The sequence below is a fragment of the Streptomyces longispororuber genome (genome assembly GCF_014656095.1).
In the GTDB taxonomy this organism is placed as follows: Bacteria; Actinomycetota; Actinomycetes; order Streptomycetales; family Streptomycetaceae; genus Streptomyces; species Streptomyces longispororuber.
Window position 1 is genome coordinate 1 of record NZ_BNBT01000044.1, and the last position, 18,748, is coordinate 18,748.

The window sequence follows — 18,748 nt, forward strand, 5'->3', positions numbered from 1 at the left end:
CGCCGGGCGGCCGCAGCGGCGGCCGGGACCAGGTGCCGGGGCCGCGCTGGCGGCGGGCGGCGCAGCCGGAGGCGACGGGCGGGCGCCGCAAGCAGAAGGCCAAGAAGAAGTCCACGGGGAAGCGGATACTGGCCTGGACGGGCGGCTCGGTCGCCTTCGTGATCGTGGCGGTCGGCGTCGGCGGCTACCTGTACTACCAGCACCTCAACGACAACATCACGTCCGTCTCCGACGACGGCGCGGGCACCGGCGGCTTCAGCAAGGACCGCGCGATCAACATCCTGCTCATCGGCACGGACAAGCGCAGCGGCGACGGCAACAAGGGCTACGGCGACGAGGGCAGCGTCGGCCACGCGGACACCACGATCCTGCTGCACGTCTCCAAGGACCGCTCCAACGCGACCGCGCTGAGCATCCCGCGCGACATGATCACGGACATCCCGGACTGCCCCACCAAGCAGGACGACGGTTCCATGAAGGTGATCCCGGGCTCGCAGAAGGTCCGCTTCAACGAGAGCCTCGGGCAGAACGAGCGCACGCCGAGCTGCACCATGCGTACGGTCACGCAGATCACCGGCATAAAGCTCGACCACTTCATGGTGGCCGACTTCAACGCGGTCAAGACGCTGTCCAGCGCGGTCGACGGCGTGGACGTGTGCCTCGCCAAGGACATCGACGACCCCAAGTCGCACCTGAAGCTGCCCGCGGGCGAGCACTCCATCGAGGGCGAGGAGGCGCTGGCGTTCGTCCGTACGCGGCACAGCGTGGGCAACGGCGGCGACCTGAGCCGGATCCAGCTCCAGCAGCAGTTCCTCAGCTCGCTGATGCGCAAGCTGAAGTCGAACGACACCCTGACGAATCCGAAGAAGATGATAAGTCTGGCGGAAGCGGGCACGAAGGCGCTGACCGTCGACTCCAAGATCGCCGACATAATGAAACTCCGTGACCTGGGCATGGAGCTCGGCAAGCTCGACATGAAGAACCTGACCTTCGCGACGACCCCGGTGGACGACAACCCCGCGGAGAAGGTGAAGGCCACCGTCGTCCTGAACCAGGCCAAGGCCGACGAGCTGTTCTCGATGATGCGCGAGGACGTGTCGCTGACCGAGGTCAAGAAGAAGGAGAAGAAGGAGAAGGCCGCGGTGGCCGCGCGGCTCAAGGGCCCGCGCTCCGAGGCCGGCGACGTCCGCGTCGACGTCTACAACGGCAGCGGCAAGACGGGCGCCGCCCAGGCGACGCTGAGCTGGCTGCAGAACAGCGAGGGCGTGACGAAGTCCAGCCAGCTCGGCAACGCGCCGAGGAACCTCGCCAGGACGACCGTGGAGTACGGCGCCGACCAGGCCGACCAGGCCCGCAAGCTCGCCGACCTCATGGGCCTGCCCGCGTCCGCCCTCAAGCCGGGCAAGAGCAAGAAGAACGCCCAGGGGCTGCCCGCGATGGTGCTGACGCTCGGTGCGGATTTCAAGGGTGCGGGGGTACCCGTGAAGGCACCGTCGAAGGCTCCGGAGGGCATCCAGAAGGTCGAGGCCGACAAAACCGTGTGTGCCAAGTGACCTGAGGCGGTTGTTTCGCGTCTCACAGAGCGCCCCGGTGGTTGAAGCGTGATGCATCGCCCCGGCCACGGGGCGCGGCGGCAGCGTGCCGCACGCGGCCGCCGGGCGGCCGCACCGGGCAAGCACGGCGGGGAGGGACAGGGGATGGGGCAGAACAAGGTGCGTGGGGAGGGGGCGCCCTCGGGGGCGGGCGCCCAGGCGCGTCCGCGGGCGCGCGGCGGGGCGCAGGCACGGCCCCGCACCGAGGGCTCGGCGCGGGAGGGGTCCCGCACCGGAGGCGGAACGGGGGAAGGCCCCCGAGTCGGAGGCGGCCCGGGGGAGGGATCCCGCGCCGGGGACGAGGGCCGGGGCGGAGCGCGCGCCGAGGGCGAGGCACGGGGAAGATCGCGCGCCGAGGGCGCACGCGGTGCCGCGCGAGCCGGCGCGGAGGGCACGTCCGGCACCGCCGGCACGTCCGGCACCGCGGGCACGTCCGGCACCGCCGGCACGTCCGGCACCGCCGGCACGCCCGGTGCTCCCGGGGCCTCCGGCGCTGCGGGGGGTGCTGGGGCCCGGGGCGGCTCTGCTGCTCCTGGGACTTCCGTCCCCGCGCCTTCTCGTACTGCTGGTACTGCTGGTACTCGTGGTGCTCCTGGTACTCCCGACACCCCCGGCGTCCCGCCCCAGGGCGCCGCCCCCGCCAAGGCCAACCCCACCGAGGCCGCGCCGAAGACTTCCCGGAAGGGTTCCAGGAAAGGCGCCCGGAAGGCCACCGCCGCGACCGGCCCCGCCCCCACCGCATCCACCACCAGCTCCCCCGCCGGAAGCGGCCCCGCCGGAGGCGAAGCCGGTGACGGCACCTCCGTCGACGACGCGCCGGTCCCCCGGCCCCGTACCGGGGGCGGAGGCCGCCGCGGGGGCGGAGGCCGTGGCCGGGGCGGCGGCGGGGGGCGGGGGCGCCGGGAGGGGCGTACGCCGCCCAGCCGGAAGCGGCGGGTGCTGCGCTGGTCGGCGAGCATCCTGGCGGTCCTGATACTCGGCACGGCGGGCGCCGGGTACCTCTACTACCAGCACCTCAACGCCAACCTGGAGACCGACGACCTGAACCTGGGCGAGCACCGCGCCCCCGCGCCCACGCCCAACTCCGCCGGTCAGACCCCCCTCAACATCCTGCTCATCGGCTCCGACGCGCGGGACTCCAAGGAGAACCAGAAGCTCGGCGGCGCCAAGGAGACCTTCGGCGGGCCCCCGCTCGCGGACGTGCAGATGCTGCTGCACCTGTCGGCCGACCGCAGCAACATGTCGGTGATCAGCATGCCGCGCGACACCCTCCTGACCATCCCCAAGTGCACCGACCCGGACGACGGCAAGGTGTACGAGGAGACCGGGCCGCGCGCGATGACGAACGAGTCGCTCGGCCGCGGCGGCCCCGGCTGCACGGTCGCCACCTGGGAGCGGCTGACCAACATCCACATCGACCACTTCATGATGGTCGACTTCTCCGGCGTGGTGTCGATGGCCGACGCCATCGGCGGCGTCCCCGTGTGCGTGGACAAGAACATCCACTCCCGCGACAGCAAGGGCCACGGCTCGGGCCTGAAGCTGGAGAAGGGCACCACGAAGGTCAAGGGCGAGCAGGCCCTGCAGTGGCTGCGCACCCGCTACGGCTTCGAGGACGGCAGCGACATCGCCCGCGCCAAGGCCCAGCACATGTACATGAACTCGCTGGTCCGCATGCTCCGCGAGAACACCGGGCTGACCAGCCCCGGCCGCCTGATGAACCTCGCCGACAACGCCACGAGGGCCCTCAAGGTCGACCCGGGCATCGGCTCCGTCAAGAAGCTGTACGACCTCGGCAACGAGCTGAAGAAGGTCTCGCCGGAGCGCACGACGATGACCACGATGCCCTTCGAGTACTCCGGCTCCCGCGTGGTGCCCAAGCCGGGCGACGCCGAGCAGTTGTTCCGCCTCGTACGCGACGACATCGCCCTGGACGGCAAGGACGACAGGAAGAAGCCGAAGGAGAAGCTCTCCGACGACCCGGCCGCGCCGGACGCCGAGATCGCGCTGCAGGTCCGCAACGGCACCCGCACCGCCACCGAGCCGCCGGCCAGCGGCCGGGCGAGCGCGGTGGCGAAGCTGCTCGCGCGCAAGGGCTTCGCGAAGGCGGCACCGGACGCGGCGTCGGCCCTCACCGAGGCGCGCACGGTCATCCGCTTCCCGACCGTCGACCTGGAGGGCGACGCCCAGCGGGTGGCCAAGTCCCTGGGGATTCCGCTGAGTTCGGTGAAGAAGTCGACGGACGTCTCCGGCATCACGCTGGTCGTCGGCGCCGACTGGCGCGAGGGCGACAGGCCCGAGAAGCCGAAGAAGCGGGACGACGCGACCCCGGACTCGGCGGACGCGATGAACGGCTCCGACAAGAAGGCGTGCATGAAGGTGGACCCGAACTTCACCTGGTGAGGCGGGAGTCCGGGTCCGGGACCGTGCGGCGGCCGTGCGGGGCCGCGCCGGTCAGGCGTCCTGCGCCGTCGGCATGACCGCGGGGCGGCGCGAGGCGATGACCTTCCTGGCGAGCGAGCGGGGGCTGGTGAGGAAGCCCCAGCCCCACGACATGTGCATGGTCGCGAGCGCCACCGGGATGCGCAGGCGCGCCTTCAGGGGCAGCCCCTTGCCGGCGGGCACGGACCCGGCCACGATCGCCGCCAGGTAGCCGCCGGGGACGACGAAGCCCCAGGGGGTCAGGGCCGCGCCCACGACGACGCCCGCGGCTATCGCGCACACGGCGGTCGGCGGCGCGAGGTAGCGCAGGTTGATGGAGCCCTCGTGGTAGCGGGCGACGACGTGGCGCCAGCGGCCGTAGTCCTTGTACTGCTTGGCGAGCGCCTTCACGCTCGGCCGCGGGCGGTACGAGACCTTCAGCTCGGGCGAGAACCAGATCAGGCCCCCGGCCTCGCGGATGCGGAAGTTCAGCTCCCAGTCCTGGGCGCGGATGAACTCCTCGTTGTAGCCGCCCTGTTGCTCCAGGGCCTCGCGGCGGAAGACGCCGAGGTAGACGGTCTCGGCGGCCTGGGCCTCCCCGCCCGTGTGGAACGCGGCGTTGCCGACACCGATCTTGGAGGTCATCGCGGCGGCGACGGCGCGCTCCCAGTCGTTCTCGCCCTCGGCGTGCATGATGCCGCCCACGTTCATCGCGCCGGTCTCCTCCAGGAGGCGCACCGCGGTCGTGATGTAGCCGGGCGAGAGGGCGGCGTGGCCGTCCACGCGTACCACGATCGGGTGGCGGGACGCCTTGATCGCGGCGTTCAGCGCCGCCGGCGTACGCCCCGTGGGGTTCGGGACCGTGTGCACCCTGGGGTCCTCGCGGACCAGTTCCGCGGCGATCTCGTCCGTGCGGTCGGTGGAGGGGCCGAGCGCGACGACGACCTCCATCTCGCCCGCGTACTCCTGCTTCAGGATCGCGTGCACGGCTTCGCGCAGGTGCCGCTCCTCGTTGAGGACCGGCATGATCACGGAGACGGCGGGCGGCTGACCGTCAGAATTCACGTGCGGGGTTCCTTCTCGTCTCTCGGTCCGGATCACGGAGGCGGCCGTTCCGGGGAGGCCCCGGACCACGCAGCACCGTGCGTCACGTTACCGCGAACGGGGGATACGGTCGCGCGCCGTCCGGGTCGCTGCCCGGGGTCGCAGATCGTATGGGCCTACGGTTCTGGGGTCCCCTCGGCTCAGCCGCGACCGCGGAGGTGTCCTCGCACGTGACCGCACCGCCCCGCTCCCCCGCCCCGCCCCCGCGCGGGCCGTACCCGCCGCGGCCCGCGGACCCGCCGCGCGAGGGGGCTTCGCCGGTGGCCCGGCGGACACGGCGGCAGCGGCGGCCGCGCTGGGCGCTGCGGTGCGCGGCCGCGCTGTCCCTCGCGGTCCTCGCCGCGGCCGGCGTCGGGCACACCGTGGTCACCGGCCTGGACACCGGGATCAGACGCGTCGACGCCTTCAAGGACATGAAGAACCGGCCCGAGGGCGGCCACGGCATGAACGTGCTGCTCGTCGGCACCGACGGGCGGGACAAGATCAGCCGCGCGGAGCGGAAGAAGTACCGCCTGGGCGGCGAGCCCTGCCACTGCACGGACACGATCATGATCGTGCACATCTCGGCGGACCGGAACCGGGCCAGCGTGGTGAGCCTGCCCCGGGACTCGTACGCGGAGCTGCCCGAGCACGTCGACCGGAACTCGAGGAAGAAGCACCGGCCCCACCCCGTCAAGATCAACGCGGCGTACGCGGAAGGCGGCCCGAACCTGACGGTCCGCACGGTCGAGCGCATGACGAAGGTGAAGATCGACCACTACCTGGAGGTCGACTTCACCAGCTTCATGAAGACGGTCGACGTGCTCGGCGGCGTGGAGATCTGCACCACCCGCCCGCTGAAGGACGCGTACACGGGCCTCGACCTGCCCGTGGGCTCGCACCAGCTCAACGGCGGCCAGGCACTGCAGTACGTCCGCTCCCGGCACATCGACGGCGCCGCCGACCTGGGGCGGATGCAGCGGCAGCAGCGGTTCCTCGCGGCGCTGATCGCCAAGGCGACGAGCAGCGGCGTGTTGTTGAATCCGGTCAAGTTCCGCGACGTCACGCAGACCCTGCTCGGGTCGGTGCGGGCGGACAAGGGCTTCGGCACGGAGGACATGCTGGCGCTCGGGCGGGCGATGCGGGACTTCTCGCCGTCGTCGTCGGAGTTCACCACCGTGCCGCTGGACCGCGAGGGGCGGCTGGTCGCCGGGGTCGGGGAGACCCTGAGGTGGCATCCGAAGAAGGCGCCCAAGCTGTTCCAGGCGCTGCGCGACGACAAGCCGCTGGCGCCGCATCGGGAGCGGCGCAAGGCGGTGCTGGTGCCGGTCTCCCCCGGCCTGATCCAGGTGCAGGTGGACAACGGCACGCGCACGCCCGGCCTCGCGCGGCGCGTGGACGGGGCGCTCGGCAAGATCGGCTTCCGCACCACCGGAGCGCCGGGCACGCTGCCGCTGGCCCCGGGGGCGAAGCCGCTCGCCCGGACGGTCGTGGCGTACGACCCGCGCTGGGACCGCTCCGCGAAGTCCCTGGCGACGGCGCTGCCCGGGTGCGAGATGCGGCAGGTGCCCGGGCAGGGGGCGGTGCTGAAGGTGCTGGCGGGGTCGGATTTCCGCCAGGTACGCAGGGTGCGGGCGGAGGACGCCTTCCAGGGCGAGTTCGGCGTGGTCACGGGCGACGAGGTGGTCTGCCGCTAGCCCAGGGGCCGGGGGCCCCAGCGACGCTGAGCCCGGGGGCCGTACGGCCTCGCAGGACGGGTGGTCGCAGCCGCGCACAGCCCGCAGAGCCGGGTGCGCCCAGCCCACAGAGCCGGCCGTGCACAGCCCACAGAGCCGTACGGCACCCAGCCGCACAGCCCGCAGATATCCGTACGGCACCCAGCCGCGCGGACCGCAGAGCCGTGCGGCACGCAGGACCGTGTGAGCCGCGCGGCGGCGCGCGCCCCGGCGGGGCCCACGCCAACGCGGGACCGGCCCCCTCAGTCCTCGAAGCCCTCCGCCGCCCGGGCCTCGCGGAGCTCCTTGATGGCGCGGCGGCGGGCCAGCCGGTGCGTGCGGCGGATCTGCGCCTCCTGGTACCGCCGCCGGTCCCGGTCGGTCTCGGGCAGCACCGGCGGCACGAGCCGGGGCTTGCCGTCGGCGTCCACGGCGGCGAAGACGAGGTACGCGGAGCCCACCTGCTGGGCGGGCGTCGACTCGTTCCAGCGCTCGGCGAGGACGCGTACGCCGACCTCCATGGACGTCCGTCCGGTCCAGTTGACCTGCGCCTTCACATGCACCAGGTCACCCACCCTGACGGGCTCGAGGAAGACCATCTCGTCCATGGAGGCGGTCACGGCGGGGCCGCCGGAGTGGCGGCCGGCGACGGCCCCCGCCGCGTCGTCGACGAGCTTCATGATCACGCCGCCGTGCACGGTGCCGAGGAGGTTGGTGTCGGCGTGCGTCATGATGTGGCTGAGCGTGGTGCGGGACGCCGAGGTCGGCTTGCCGGGAATCTCCGATTCCGAGCCGGGGGCCTGATCTGTCATGCCCTCCACCCTATGTCGAGCGTCGGGAAACGCCGCTCCCGGGCGCTTTGCCACAGCTCTGCAACAGCAGTGACCCGAAACAACGCCCTCCCTGTGAGGCGGGGCGCGCGGCACTGCACACTAAGCCACATGAGCGATTGGCGAGACGCGCGGACCGAGGGCAACGGGGACCGCCACGGGTACGGCAGCGGCAGCGCACAGCCCGAGGGCGCCCGCGTGATGCGCCACGTCCAGCGGCCCGACGCGGTCCCGCGCCAGCCCTCGTACGACGACAACGTGTACGACGACCTCTACCGCGACCAGCGGCCCCAGCCCGGGCAGCCCGGTCAGCACGCCCAGGGCCCCGGCGGCCCCGAGGGGTACGACAGCGGCTACAACACCGGGCAGGTGTACGGCTCGCCGGCCGGTCCGCGCCGTGGCGGGCAGGGGCCGGGCGGTCCGCAGGGCCCGCAGGCGCCGCCGCGCCCCAAGCCCCCGGTCAACTGGAAGAAGCGCATCACCTGGGGCCTGGTCACGTTCCTCGCCCTGCTGATCGTCGTCTCCGTCTCCACGTACTTCTGGGCGGACTCCAAGCTCAAGCGCGAGGTCGACCTGTCGAAGGTCATCGAGCGGCCCGCGGGCGGCAAGGGCACGAACTACCTGATCGTGGGGTCGGACAGCCGTGAGGGCATGTCCGACGAGGAGAAGAAGAAGCTCCACACCGGCTCCGCCGAGGGCAAGCGCACCGACTCGATGATGATCCTGCACGTCGCGGACGACGGCGGGAACACGATGATCTCGCTGCCGCGCGACTCGAACGTCACCATCCCCTCCTTCAAGGGCGCGGAGTCCGGCAAGCTCTACCCGGGCACCGGACGTCAGGTGAAGCTGAACGCCGCGTACGCCGAGGACGGCCCCGAGCTGCTCGTGCGGACCGTCGAGGCCAACACGGGCCTGCGCATCGACCACTACGCGGAGATCGGCTTCGGCGGCTTCGCGAAGATCGTCGACGCGGTCGGCGGCGTGGAGATGGACATCCCCAAGGCCTTCAGGGACAAGAAGTCCGGCGCCGACTTCGAGGCGGGCAAGCAGACGCTGAACGGCGAGGAGGCCCTGGCCTTCGTCCGTACGCGGTACGCCTTCGCGGGCAGCGACCTGGACCGCACGAAGAACCAGCAGAAGTTCCTCGCGGCCCTCGCCAACCAGGCGGCGACCCCCGGCACGGTCATGAACCCGTTCAAGCTCTACCCGACGATGGGCGCCGGCCTGGACACGCTGATCGTCGACAAGGACATGGGCCTGATGGACGTGGCCTCCATGTTCTGGGCGATGAAGGGCGTCTCGGGCGGCGACGGCACCTCGATGAACATGCCGATCTCCGGCTCCGTCGGCGGCAACCTCGTCTGGGACAAGGCGAAGGTCAAGCAGCTCGTCGAGCAGCTCAACAACGACGAGAAGGTCACCGTCACCGGCGGCAACTGACGCCGTCACCCGCATCCTTCGCGCATCCTTCGCGCATCCTTCGCGCACCCTCCGCGCACCCTTCGGGCCCCGCCGGCACCACGGCGGGGCCCTTCGCGTGCGCCTGACGTACGCCCGGTGGCGGCGGGCGTACCCCGAACGCTCCGCCCGCCGCGAAGCCGCGCGCCCGCCGTGCGACGGTGGTGCGACCAGCCAGAACTGCCACATCGGACCGCGGAGCTGTCATGGCGGAGCTGCAGGACGAATTCGACACCCCCGCCGAGGCCGGAGAGCTCGGCGGCCGCCCGACCACCGCCACGGACGCCCGGCGCGTCCCCGGGGCGCCGCGGCCGGAACCCGCCGCCGGCCGCGAGGACGCCTTCGGCCGGGCCCGGGCCCTGCTCGACGCGCATCCCGTCGCCGACGGCCACAGCGGTCTGCTGCGGGCGCTGCGGGCGATGCCGTACTGCGACCTGGAGTCCGGCGACGGCGGCGTGGAGACGGACGTGCCGCGGCTGCGGGCGGGCGGGGTGGGCGCGCTGTTCTGGTCGCTGCACGTGCCCGACGACCGCGACGGGGACCGGGCGGTGGCCGCCGCGCTCGAACAGCTCGACCTCGTCCGGCACGTCGCCGCGCGGTACGCCGACGACCTGCGGCTCGTCCGGGACGCGTCGGAGACCGCCGACGCGCGCAACCGCGGCCGGATCGCCGTCGTGGTGGGTCCGGCGAGCGCCCGCGCCCTGGGCGACTCGCTGGGCGCGCTGCGCTCGCTGCACGCGCTCGGCCTGAACGTCCTCACGCTCGCCGGTACGCCGTGGGCGGGCGAGGACGGCCTGAGCACCTTCGGCGAGCAGGTCGTCCGGGAGGTGAACCGGCTCGGCATCCTCGCCGACCTGACCGGGGCCCCGGAGGCGACGGCGCGGCGGGTGCTCGGCCTGTCCAAGGCGCCGGTGGTCTTCACCCGCTCCGGGGCGCGGGCCCTGCGCGAGCACCCGGAGAACCTCGGCGACGGCCTGCTGGCGGCCGTGGGCGCGGCCAAGGGGCTGTGCCTGGTACCGCTCGCCGCCGAGCAGACGGGGACGCGCGTGCGGGACGTCGTGGACCACCTCGAGCACGTGCGGAACGTCGCCGGGCCGGAGTGCGTCGGGCTCGCCGGGACCTACGACACCTCGGCCGCGCACCCCGAGGAGCTCGGCGACGTCTCGCGCTTCCCGAGGCTCGTCGCCGAACTGCTCGACCGGGGCTGGGCGGACGCCGAGATCGCGGCGCTCACCTGGGGCAACGTCCAGCGCGCGCTGCGCGGCGCGGACTTCACCGCCCGGGCGTCGCGCTGACGCCGGGCCGGGCGGGGCTCAGTCGATCCGGCACAGGCAGAACGGGTGCCCCGCCGGGTCGGCGTACACGCGGAAGTCGCGCTTGCCGCCGTCGTCGTCCAGGTCGAGCGGGCGGGCGCCGAGGGCCAGGACGCGCTCCTGGGCGGCCTCCAGCTCGTCCATGGTGCTGCCCGCGTCGAGGTCCAGGTGGAGCTGCTGGGCGTTGTGGTCGGAGCGGGGCCACTCGGGCGGTGTGAAGTCCTCGGCGAGCTGGAACGACACCTTGACGCGGCCGGGCGCGACGAGGTCGACCCACCGGCCGCCGTCGCCCTCGACGACCTCGCCGCCGATGACCGCGGCGTAGAACTCGGCGAGGCGGCGGGGCTCGGGACAGTCCAGGACGACGTTGCGGAGCTTGGCGACGGGGGAGGCCATGTCTTCTCCTCGACGGGTTCGGCGGGTTCGACGGTTTCGGCACGTTATGCGGGTTCCGCGGACGCGGAGGGTTACCGCTTGAAGCTTCTACCCGGTAACGCGCTGGGTTACCCCATACTGCGCCAGTGGCGGTAACGTCGCAACCATGAACGACAGAGCGCCCGCACCCGGTGGGCTCGCCCTGGTGCAGGCCCTGGTGAACACCCTCGACATCGGTGCGGGTACCGACGAGCTCGACACCGAAACGGGGCGTGCGCAATTCGGGCTCGCGCCGGGGGACGTGGCGGCCGCGCGGGAGCTGCGCGAGGCTCTGCGGGCGGCGTGCCTCGCCCACGCCGGACACGCGCCCCACCGCGAGGTGCGGCCCCTCGGCGACCTCCTGGCCGAAGCTCCCCTGCTGGTCCGCGTCGACCCGGCCGACGGCTCGGCGCGGCTCGTCCCCGCCGAGCCCGGGACGCTGCTCTCCCGGGTGGCGGCGGCCGTCGCGGAGGGGGTGGCGGCGGGCACCTGGGAGCGGCTCAAGGGGTGCGAGTCCGCGACCTGCCACTGGGCGTACTACGACCGCAGCCCGGGCGGGCGGGGCCGCTGGTGCGACATGGGGGTGTGCGGGGCCCGCGCCAAGATGCGCGCGTACCGGGCCCGCAGGTCGCGGCGTTCGTCGTCGCCGTAGGACCGGCCGTACGCCTGGCCGTGCGTACCGCCGTACGACGACAGCCCCCGGCGCGATGCCGGGGGCTGCCTCGTCTCCGCCGGTCGGCGGGGCGTTCTCGGGAGGGGCGCGGGCGCGCTACGGGAGGTTGCGGGCCATGACGATGCGCTGGACCTGGTTCGCGCCCTCGTAGATCTGCGTGCTTTACCGGTCGTACGGCGCTGACCTGCACGGACACCCATCTTGGTGGAGCCCACCCCAGCATTTTCCCATGATCGTCAGGAGTCTGTCCTGGTCGGCGCGGTACTGGCGGCAGCCTCCCCGATCGGTCGGAGGAGCGGCAGGCTCCGGAGAGGTTACGCGGTTTCCCGTTCCGTCAACCGTGATCGCTTGACCCGCGCGCCCTGGCCTCGGGAGCATCAACCCAGATGCGGGGTACTGGCAGCACGGGAGAGGGGAACCCGGACCATGAAGGTCACCAAGCTGGTCAGCACGTGCGACCTCAAAGACTGCCCGACGATCTACGCGACGGATCGCGGCACACTCTTGGTTCAGGGAGAGACTCCGGCCGATCACGGGCTCCAGCTTCCCGCTCATGAAACCCTGGTCGAGATCCCGATGGAACTGATTCAGAAGGCCATCCGTGACAACCTCATCTAGGACCCTCGGCGACCTCTTCGACACGTTCCAGCGTGAGGCGTTCCGGCTCGAAACCCTCGACGACTACAGCAATTCGGGGAACGTCGATGCCTATCACGCGTTCCTGGCCGGGGAGCCGCAGCCCGACGACTACAATGCAGGCTGGGTCGAAGAACTCCGCTCCCACACCGGAAAAGGGAAACGAGTCTACCGGGCACACATTCTGCGCCGCCCGCTCACGGACTATCTTAGGTTCGAACTCGGGTGGGGGTACCAGAAGAACATGTCTGGGGGTGAGGAGTTCTACATCCTCGACGTCACTGGTAAACCCAACCCCCTGGATGCCGTCCCCGATTTCTGGCTCTTCGACTCCGAGTACGTGGCCGTGATGAACTACGACGCGACTGGCAGGTACCTGGGCTCGGAAGTGCTAGGGCCTGAACGGGCGGCGGAGTTTGCACAGCACCGTGACGCAGCACTCGCGCGGGCTGAACCGTTCACGGAATGGTGGGCCAAGTACGGGGCGTGAACAAAGGGCAGCTTGGGGCCGCACTGCGGGCCCTGCGAGTGGCATCCGGGAAGGAAGCCAAAGCGGTGGCCCGCAGCGCCCTCATGTCTCCGTCCAAGCTGTTTCCAAGATCGAGACTGCGAAGCTGGCAGCCAGCACGACGGACGTAGAGCGCATCCTGACAGCAATCGGCGTCTCGGATCAGGTCAAGGCGGAGTACACAGAAGTTGCCCGAGCGTCGGCGACGGAAGCAACGGCGTGGCGGCTCCTGAAGCGCATCGGGGTCCACAAAGGCCAGGAAGCCGCCAAAGCCCTGGAAGCGCAGATGTCGATGCTGCGGCTGTTCCAACCGGCGCTAGTTCCGGGACTGCTTCAGACTCCGGAATACATTCGCGCCGTCCTGCAACGTCACGATCTCAGCCATGACGCCCTCACGCGGACGATCAACGGCAGGCTTGAACGCCAAGCGGTCCTCTACGACAGCGCGAAGACGCTGCGGTTCATCATCACGGAACCTGTCCTTCGGTGGCGAATCGTCCCGCCTCAGATGATGGCTGCTCAGCTCGACCGCATCGTTTCCATCTCGCGGCTCTCCCACATAGATATTCGCGTAGTCCCCCTACAGTCCCAGCAGCACGACATCGCCAATCATGCGTTCGTTATCCGTGACGACCGAATGGTCACGATAGAAACAGTCCATGCGGAGATGGTTGTCACGGACCCCAGAGATGTCGAACTTTACGTCGCCAAATTCTGCGGGTTCGAGCAGGTTGCACTGTCGGGAAACGACATGCGGGGACTGGTCGAGGGTATCCGCGACGACTATTTGCGGGAACAGGAAACGGGCTAGAGGTCCCTCGCTGTGAGGTCGAGGATGTCTCCATGCCGACCGAACCGAAGAAGGACAGTCAGAAGATTACGCAGGGGTGGCGGATGGACCCAATCCCAAGCCGTGCGGCGTATCGGGATGGCGAGGGGAACATCCGCGTTCCTGTGTGGCTGACGAAGAACGGTCGGCATGTGGCAGACACGGAAATGGTCCTGCTCCCGTCCGAGGCCGCATTGCTGGCCGACAACCTGACCCATGCGATGCGTGACGACTCCAGGTCGATGCTGCACGAGTTGCTTCGGGACTCCGCGACGGCTCTTGGCGCTGGCGTTGTGTACGTGTCGAAGCCGGATCAGTACCAGCTCTGAGCCTGCCCCCTGTCACTGACCTCACAGGAAGGCACACTCATGCCCGGAACCGACCTGTACAGCCTGCCCATCAGCGAGGCCACGTTCCTCAAGGCGTGCGGAGGCAACACGCATCCGGACGGTGAGTCCTGCGCCACGCTGGCGAAGATCGGCCCCGACGCGTGGGCGCTGGGCGACAGCAAGCGGCCCGGCGCGGAGCCGCTGCGCTTCACCACCGCCGAACTGAACGCGGCCGGTATCGACCCGGCCCGCTTCACCGTCTCGGCCTGACGGCCGCCTCTCTTCGGCGGCCGGTTCTTGTTCTTCCCCCGAGGACTGGGACCGGCCGCCGTTCTCTTGCTCCTGCGTTGAACGGAAGGCAGTTGCACTACCACGGCTACCTATGGACTGGCGACAAGAAGCGGTTCGACAAGGAAGGCCACAGACGGCCCCCTGGCGCCCCGCCACCCCCGCCGGGCGGGGACGGTGACGCAGAAGGTCACAGGCTCAGCCAGCGATACAAGGAAGCCACCGCAGAGGTCCGCACAGGTGACCTCCCTCCGATGGAAACGGCCCTCTGGCTCAGGAAACCCGAACGCCTCGTTCGTGGTACCTGGCATGAGGCTAAGGATGCGGCCGGCTGGCTGGGGGAACAGCTCACCGAGTACGCACCCCGGTTCATGTCTGAGCCGGACCGCGACAGTACGCGACTCGCGTTACTGGTCAACTCTGCTGCCGAACGACTTGGTTGGGGTGGAGACGTGTCCCACGGCTTCTATCTCGAACGGCCCTCGTTCCTGTCTGTAGCCCTGGTGTGCTGCTCCCCGAATCGCGCCATGCCGGACCTTCCATGCCCGACGACCGGGCACCTGACGAGGGGAGGCACGCAACGATGACCCTCTCAACCCTGCGGTACACAAAGCACCGGATCATGCAGCATCCAGACACAGAGCTGACGTTCGAGGCCAGGTGCCTGACGTGTACATGGGAGGCCGAGCCTTCGTTAGATGGCGCGACCGTGGACGTGGAGTGCATGAGTCACACCGGCCGGACCCAGCAGGAACTAGACGCTGGGACCTACCTGGATGACCGGCTGGGAAAGCAGCCGGTGACGGCGGTCTGGGAGCAGTGGACGAATCAAATGCGGCACTACTACGGGTCGCGCCTGCTGTACGCGGGCGTCCCGGAGAACGACGTAGCCGACTGGATGGGCCACAGCGGCACGGACGTACTCAGGGAGCACTACCACTACATCTTTGAGGAAGCCGAGCAGCGTAGCCGGGCGGCCATCGCAACGATGCTCGCCCCGGGCGCGGACGACCCCACGGAGCGGTCCGAAGTCGCCTGACACAACCCGTACGAGCGGCCCCCGGCATCACGCCGGGGGCCGCTCTGGTTGTGCAGGTCAGGGGACGTATCCGGCCCCGGATCAGCCCAGGATTTCCCCAGCATGACGCCCAGGAACACCCCGGAACGGACCCGAACGGACCCGAAGCCGACCACAGCTCCAGGACCACATGAGAGGGCCACTGACCTGCGAAAACACTGCTACGGCAGGTTCCTCGCCATGACGATCCGCTGCACCTGGTTCGTGCCTTCATAAATCTGCGTGATCTTGGCGTCGCGCATCATGCGCTCGACCGGGTAGTCGCGGGTGTAGCCGTAGCCGCCGAGGAGCTGGACGGCGTCCGTGGTGACCTCCATGGCCACGTCGGAGGCGAAGCACTTGGCGGCGGCGCCCTGGTAGGTCAGGTCGGCGTCGCCGCGCTCGGAGGCGGCGGCGGCCTGGTAGGTCAGGGCGCGGGCGGCGGAGATCTTCATGGCCATGTCCGCGAGCATGAACTGAACGCCCTGGAAGTCGGCGATCGGCTTGCCGAACTGCTTGCGCTCCTGGACGTAGCCCTTGGCGTAGTCGAGGGCGCCCTGGGCGATGCCGAGTGCCTGGGCCGCGATGGTGATGCGGGTGTGGTCCAGGGTCTTCATCGCCGTGGCGAAGCCCGTGCCCTCCGCGCCGATCATGCGGTCGGCGGGGATGCGGACGTTGTCCAGGTAGACCTCGCGGGTCGGCGAGCCCTTGATGCCGAGCTTCTTCTCCGGGGCGCCGAACGAGACGCCCTCGTCGCCCTTCTCCACGACGAAGGCCGAGATGCCCTTGGAGCGCTTCTCCGGGTCGGTCACGGCCATGACCGTGTAGTACTCGGAGACGCCGGCGTTGGTGATCCAGCGCTTCACGCCGTTGAGGACGTAGTGGTCGCCGTCCCGGACGGCCTTGGTCTTCATGCCCGCCGCGTCCGAACCGGCGTCCGGCTCGGAGAGACAGTACGAGAACATCGCGTCGCCCTTGGCCAGCGGCGTCATGTACTTCTTCTTCAGCTCCTCGGAGCCGGAGAGGATCACGGGCAGCGAGCCCAGCTTGTTCACGGCCGGGATGAGGGAGGAGGACGCGCAGACGCGGGCCACCTCCTCGATCACGATGACCGTGGCGAGCGCGTCGGCGCCCGCGCCGCCGTACGTCTCCGGCACGTGCACGGCGTGCAGGTCGGAGGCGACCAGGGCGTCCAGGGCCTCCTGCGGGAAGCGGGAGTCCTCGTCGACGGCCGCGGCGAACGGCGCGATCTTCGCCTCGGCCAGCGAGCGGATCGTGTCGCGGAGCATCTCGTGCTCCTCGGACGGGCGGTACAGGTCGAAGTCAGCCGTTCCGGCCAAGGTCTCTCACGCTCCAAAGGACGCCGCGGACGCTAATTACCGTTAAGTAACACGCTGGTCGACTCGAATTTTAGGGCGCCGCTCCCGTCACCGGTACGTGAGTTTGACGACAGGGTGATCGTGCCCGGTGAGAGGCCCCGGCACGCCCGCACTATGCTCGGGCAGCGCAGCGCAGCGCTCGAACCACACTGGAGCACCCTCATGGCCCTGAAGATCACCGTGATCGGCACCGGCTACCTCGGGGCCACCCACGCCGCGGCCATGGCCGAGCTCGGCTTCGAGGTCCTCGGCCTCGACGTCGTACCGGAGAAGGTCGACATGCTGCGGCGCGGCGAGGTCCCGATGTACGAGCCGGGCCTGGAGGAGCTGCTCCGGGCGCACGTCGCGGGGATCGAGGGCGCCACCGGGCGGCTGAACTTCACCATGGACTGGGCGGAGGCCGCCGACTTCGGCGACGTGCACTTCATCTGCGTCAACACCCCGCAGAAGCACGGCGAGTACGCCTGCGACATGAGCCATGTGGACGCCGCCGTCGACTCCCTCGCCCGCCATCTGCGGCGCCCCGCCCTGGTCGTCGGCAAGTCGACCGTGCCGGTCGGCAGCGCGGACCGGATCGCGGCCCGGATCGCCGAGCTCGCCCCCGCGGGCGCGGACGTCGAGCTCGCCTGGAACCCGGAGTTCCTGCGCGAGGGGTTCGCCGTCGACGACACCCTGCACCCGGACCGGATCGTCGTCGGCGTCCGCGGTGAGCAGGCCGAGAAGGTGCTGCGCGAGGTGTACGCGACGCCGATCGCCGAGGGCTCGCCCTTCGTCGTCACCGACTTCCCCACCGCCGAGCTGGTCAAGACCTCCGCGAACTCCTTCCTGGCCACGAAGATCTCCTTCATCAACGCCATGGCCGAGGTCTGCGAGGCCGCGGGGGGCGACGTGGTGAAGCTCGCCGAGGCCCTCGGGTACGACGACCGCATCGGCGCCAAGTTCCTGCGCGCCGGGATCGGCTTCGGCGGCGGCTGCCTGCCCAAGGACATCCGCGCGTTCATGGCGCGCGCCGGGGAGCTGGGCGCCGACCAGGCCCTGACCTTCCTGCGCGAGGTCGACTCGATCAACATGCGGCGCCGCGGGCACATGGTGGAGCTGGCCCGCGAGGCCGTCGGCGGCGGATCGTTCCTGGGCAAGCGGGTGGCCGTGCTCGGCGCCACCTTCAAGCCGGACTCCGACGACGTGCGCGACTCGCCCGCCCTGAACGTGGCCGGGCAGATCCACCTCCAGGGCGGCCAGGTCACCGTCTACGACCCCAAGGGCATGGCCAACGCCCGCCGCGTCTTCCCGACCCTCGGGTACGCCGACACGGCCGAGGACGCCGTCCGCGGGGCCGACGTGGTCCTGCACCTCACCGAGTGGCGCGAGTTCCGCGAGCTGGACCCCGAGGCGCTCGGGGCCGTGACCGGAGAGCGGGTCCTGCTGGACGGCCGCAACGCGCTGGACCCGGAGCGGTGGCGCGCGGCGGGGTGGACCTTCCGCGCCATGGGGCGGCCGGGGGCCTGAGGGCCCGTCCAGGGCTGACGGGCCCGAGGGCGCGCTTTCGTCGGGCCTCGCCCCAGCCTCTCCCGGGCCGAGGGCAGCCCCTCGTACACGGAACGATCACTCGTTCTGCACAATCACCACATGGCTACTACACCAACTCCGCGCCCCGTCACGCCCGATGACATCCCGTACCTCGCCGCGACGCTGGCGCGGTCCTTCGCGACCGACCCGATGATGCGGTGGCTGTTCCCCGACGCGGACACCCGCGAGGAGCGGCTGGAGCGGTACTTCGCCATCCTCTGCACGCGGCACTACGGCCCGCACGGCCTGTGCGAGCTGACCGGCTCCGCCGCCTCCTTCTGGCTGCCGCCGCGCACCGGCGACGAGGGCGAGCCCGACGAGGAGCTGTTCACGGAGCTGGGGGGCGTCCTGGGCGAGCACGCGACCCGGCTCAAGGCCAGCTACGAGGCGATCACCCAGTACACGCCCGCCGAGCCGCACTGGTACCTCGCCGTGGTCGGGGCCGACCCCGCCGCCCGGGGCCAGGGGCACGGCGCCGCCCTGCTGCGGTCCGGCCTCGCCCGGGCCGACGCGGCGGGCCTGCCCGCGTACCTGGAGTCCTCCAAGGCCGAGAACATACCGTTCTACGAGCACTTCGGCTTCACCGTGCGGAAGGAGCTGAGCCTCCCCCTCGACGGCCCCTCGGTGTGGCTGATGTGGCGGGACGCCGCGTAG

At 70.7% G+C, this 18,748-nt stretch carries 18 protein-coding genes and 1 pseudogene; 15 read left to right on the plus strand and 4 right to left on the minus strand.

The window, feature by feature from the left end:
• Together IE330_RS16185 and IE330_RS16190 are read left to right on the plus strand one after the other, a co-directional pair.
• Nucleotides 1–1,553, plus strand: a 1,553-nt coding sequence (locus tag IE330_RS16185; protein ID WP_373314659.1) for an LCP family protein, incomplete at its 5' end; no start/stop codon positions are given.
• Nucleotides 1,554–2,528: 975 nt separating this feature from the next.
• Nucleotides 2,529–3,995: an LCP family protein gene (locus tag IE330_RS16190; RefSeq protein ID WP_190136719.1), complete on the plus strand. Its 1,467-nt coding sequence runs from the start codon at nucleotides 2,529–2,531 to the stop codon at nucleotides 3,993–3,995.
• A gap of 51 nt (nucleotides 3,996–4,046) precedes the next feature.
• Here the strand turns inward: IE330_RS16190 and IE330_RS16195 are convergent, their stop codons facing one another.
• Entirely contained in the window at nucleotides 4,047–5,147 is a 1,101-nt protein-coding gene (locus tag IE330_RS16195; RefSeq protein WP_506005380.1) for a glycosyltransferase family 2 protein, read from the minus strand.
• A 140-nt stretch (nucleotides 5,148–5,287) separates the two neighbouring features.
• Between IE330_RS16195 and IE330_RS16200 the strand changes: the two genes are divergently transcribed.
• Nucleotides 5,288–6,793, plus strand: a complete 1,506-nt coding sequence (locus IE330_RS16200) for an LCP family protein (protein WP_444546232.1) — start codon at nucleotides 5,288–5,290, stop codon at nucleotides 6,791–6,793.
• A gap of 281 nt (nucleotides 6,794–7,074) precedes the next feature.
• On the opposite strand, the gene IE330_RS16205 is transcribed toward IE330_RS16200, so the two are convergent.
• Complete coding sequence (locus IE330_RS16205; RefSeq protein WP_190136721.1) at nucleotides 7,075–7,623, minus strand: acyl-CoA thioesterase; 549 nt, start codon at nucleotides 7,621–7,623, stop codon at nucleotides 7,075–7,077.
• 129 nt (nucleotides 7,624–7,752) lie between these two features.
• Here IE330_RS16205 and IE330_RS16210 point away from each other — a divergent pair, with 129 nt between their 5' ends.
• Both IE330_RS16210 and IE330_RS16215 read left to right on the plus strand, forming a co-directional pair.
• Nucleotides 7,753–9,084, plus strand: coding sequence for an LCP family protein (locus IE330_RS16210; protein ID WP_190136722.1), 1,332 nt, complete (start codon nucleotides 7,753–7,755; stop codon nucleotides 9,082–9,084).
• Nucleotides 9,085–9,308: 224 nt separating this feature from the next.
• On the plus strand, nucleotides 9,309–10,397 hold the full coding sequence (locus IE330_RS16215) for a dipeptidase (RefSeq protein WP_190136723.1): 1,089 nt from the start codon (nucleotides 9,309–9,311) through the stop codon (nucleotides 10,395–10,397).
• Nucleotides 10,398–10,415: 18 nt separating this feature from the next.
• Here the strand turns inward: IE330_RS16215 and IE330_RS16220 are convergent, their stop codons facing one another.
• Nucleotides 10,416–10,811 (minus strand): VOC family protein, encoded by a 396-nt coding sequence (locus IE330_RS16220; protein ID WP_190136724.1) that lies wholly within the window; start codon nucleotides 10,809–10,811, stop codon nucleotides 10,416–10,418.
• A 145-nt stretch (nucleotides 10,812–10,956) separates the two neighbouring features.
• Between IE330_RS16220 and IE330_RS16225 the strand changes: the two genes are divergently transcribed.
• From IE330_RS16225 to IE330_RS38960, 8 genes and pseudogenes are all read left to right on the plus strand, one after another.
• Nucleotides 10,957–11,481 carry a CGNR zinc finger domain-containing protein gene (locus IE330_RS16225; RefSeq protein WP_190136725.1) on the plus strand — a complete coding sequence of 175 codons (525 nt, stop codon included), beginning with the start codon at nucleotides 10,957–10,959 and terminating at the stop codon, nucleotides 11,479–11,481.
• 447 nt (nucleotides 11,482–11,928) lie between these two features.
• Entirely contained in the window at nucleotides 11,929–12,120 is a 192-nt protein-coding gene (locus IE330_RS16230) for a hypothetical protein (protein ID WP_190136726.1), read from the plus strand.
• Nucleotides 12,104–12,628 carry a DUF6879 family protein gene (locus IE330_RS16235; protein ID WP_190136727.1) on the plus strand — a complete coding sequence of 175 codons (525 nt, stop codon included), beginning with the start codon at nucleotides 12,104–12,106 and terminating at the stop codon, nucleotides 12,626–12,628. Before IE330_RS16230 ends, IE330_RS16235 begins: the two co-directional genes overlap by 17 nt.
• Nucleotides 12,625–13,457, plus strand: a pseudogene (locus IE330_RS16240) (helix-turn-helix domain-containing protein). The gene IE330_RS16235 and the pseudogene IE330_RS16240 overlap by 4 nt, the downstream one beginning before the upstream one ends.
• A 32-nt stretch (nucleotides 13,458–13,489) precedes the next feature.
• The gene (locus tag IE330_RS16245) at nucleotides 13,490–13,804 is read left to right on the plus strand and encodes a hypothetical protein (RefSeq protein ID WP_190136728.1); all 315 of its coding nucleotides are present in this window, start codon (nucleotides 13,490–13,492) and stop codon (nucleotides 13,802–13,804) included.
• A 39-nt stretch (nucleotides 13,805–13,843) separates the two neighbouring features.
• Nucleotides 13,844–14,074, plus strand: a complete 231-nt coding sequence (locus tag IE330_RS16250; protein WP_190136729.1) for a DUF397 domain-containing protein — start codon at nucleotides 13,844–13,846, stop codon at nucleotides 14,072–14,074.
• Nucleotides 14,075–14,166: 92 nt separating this feature from the next.
• Entirely contained in the window at nucleotides 14,167–14,679 is a 513-nt protein-coding gene (locus IE330_RS38955; RefSeq protein WP_229925688.1) for a hypothetical protein, read from the plus strand.
• Complete coding sequence (locus tag IE330_RS38960) at nucleotides 14,634–15,131, plus strand: DUF7848 domain-containing protein (protein WP_229925692.1); 498 nt, start codon at nucleotides 14,634–14,636, stop codon at nucleotides 15,129–15,131. The genes IE330_RS38955 and IE330_RS38960 overlap by 46 nt, the downstream gene beginning before the upstream one ends.
• Before the next feature lie 200 nt (nucleotides 15,132–15,331).
• On the opposite strand, the gene IE330_RS16260 is transcribed toward IE330_RS38960, so the two are convergent.
• Nucleotides 15,332–16,489, minus strand: a complete 1,158-nt coding sequence (locus IE330_RS16260) for an acyl-CoA dehydrogenase (protein ID WP_190136730.1) — start codon at nucleotides 16,487–16,489, stop codon at nucleotides 15,332–15,334.
• A 201-nt stretch (nucleotides 16,490–16,690) separates the two neighbouring features.
• Here IE330_RS16260 and IE330_RS16265 point away from each other — a divergent pair, with 201 nt between their 5' ends.
• Nucleotides 16,691–18,034: a UDP-glucose dehydrogenase family protein gene (locus tag IE330_RS16265; protein WP_190136731.1), complete on the plus strand. Its 1,344-nt coding sequence runs from the start codon at nucleotides 16,691–16,693 to the stop codon at nucleotides 18,032–18,034.
• A gap of 120 nt (nucleotides 18,035–18,154) precedes the next feature.
• Nucleotides 18,155–18,748: a GNAT family N-acetyltransferase gene (locus IE330_RS16270; RefSeq protein ID WP_190136732.1), complete on the plus strand. Its 594-nt coding sequence runs from the start codon at nucleotides 18,155–18,157 to the stop codon at nucleotides 18,746–18,748.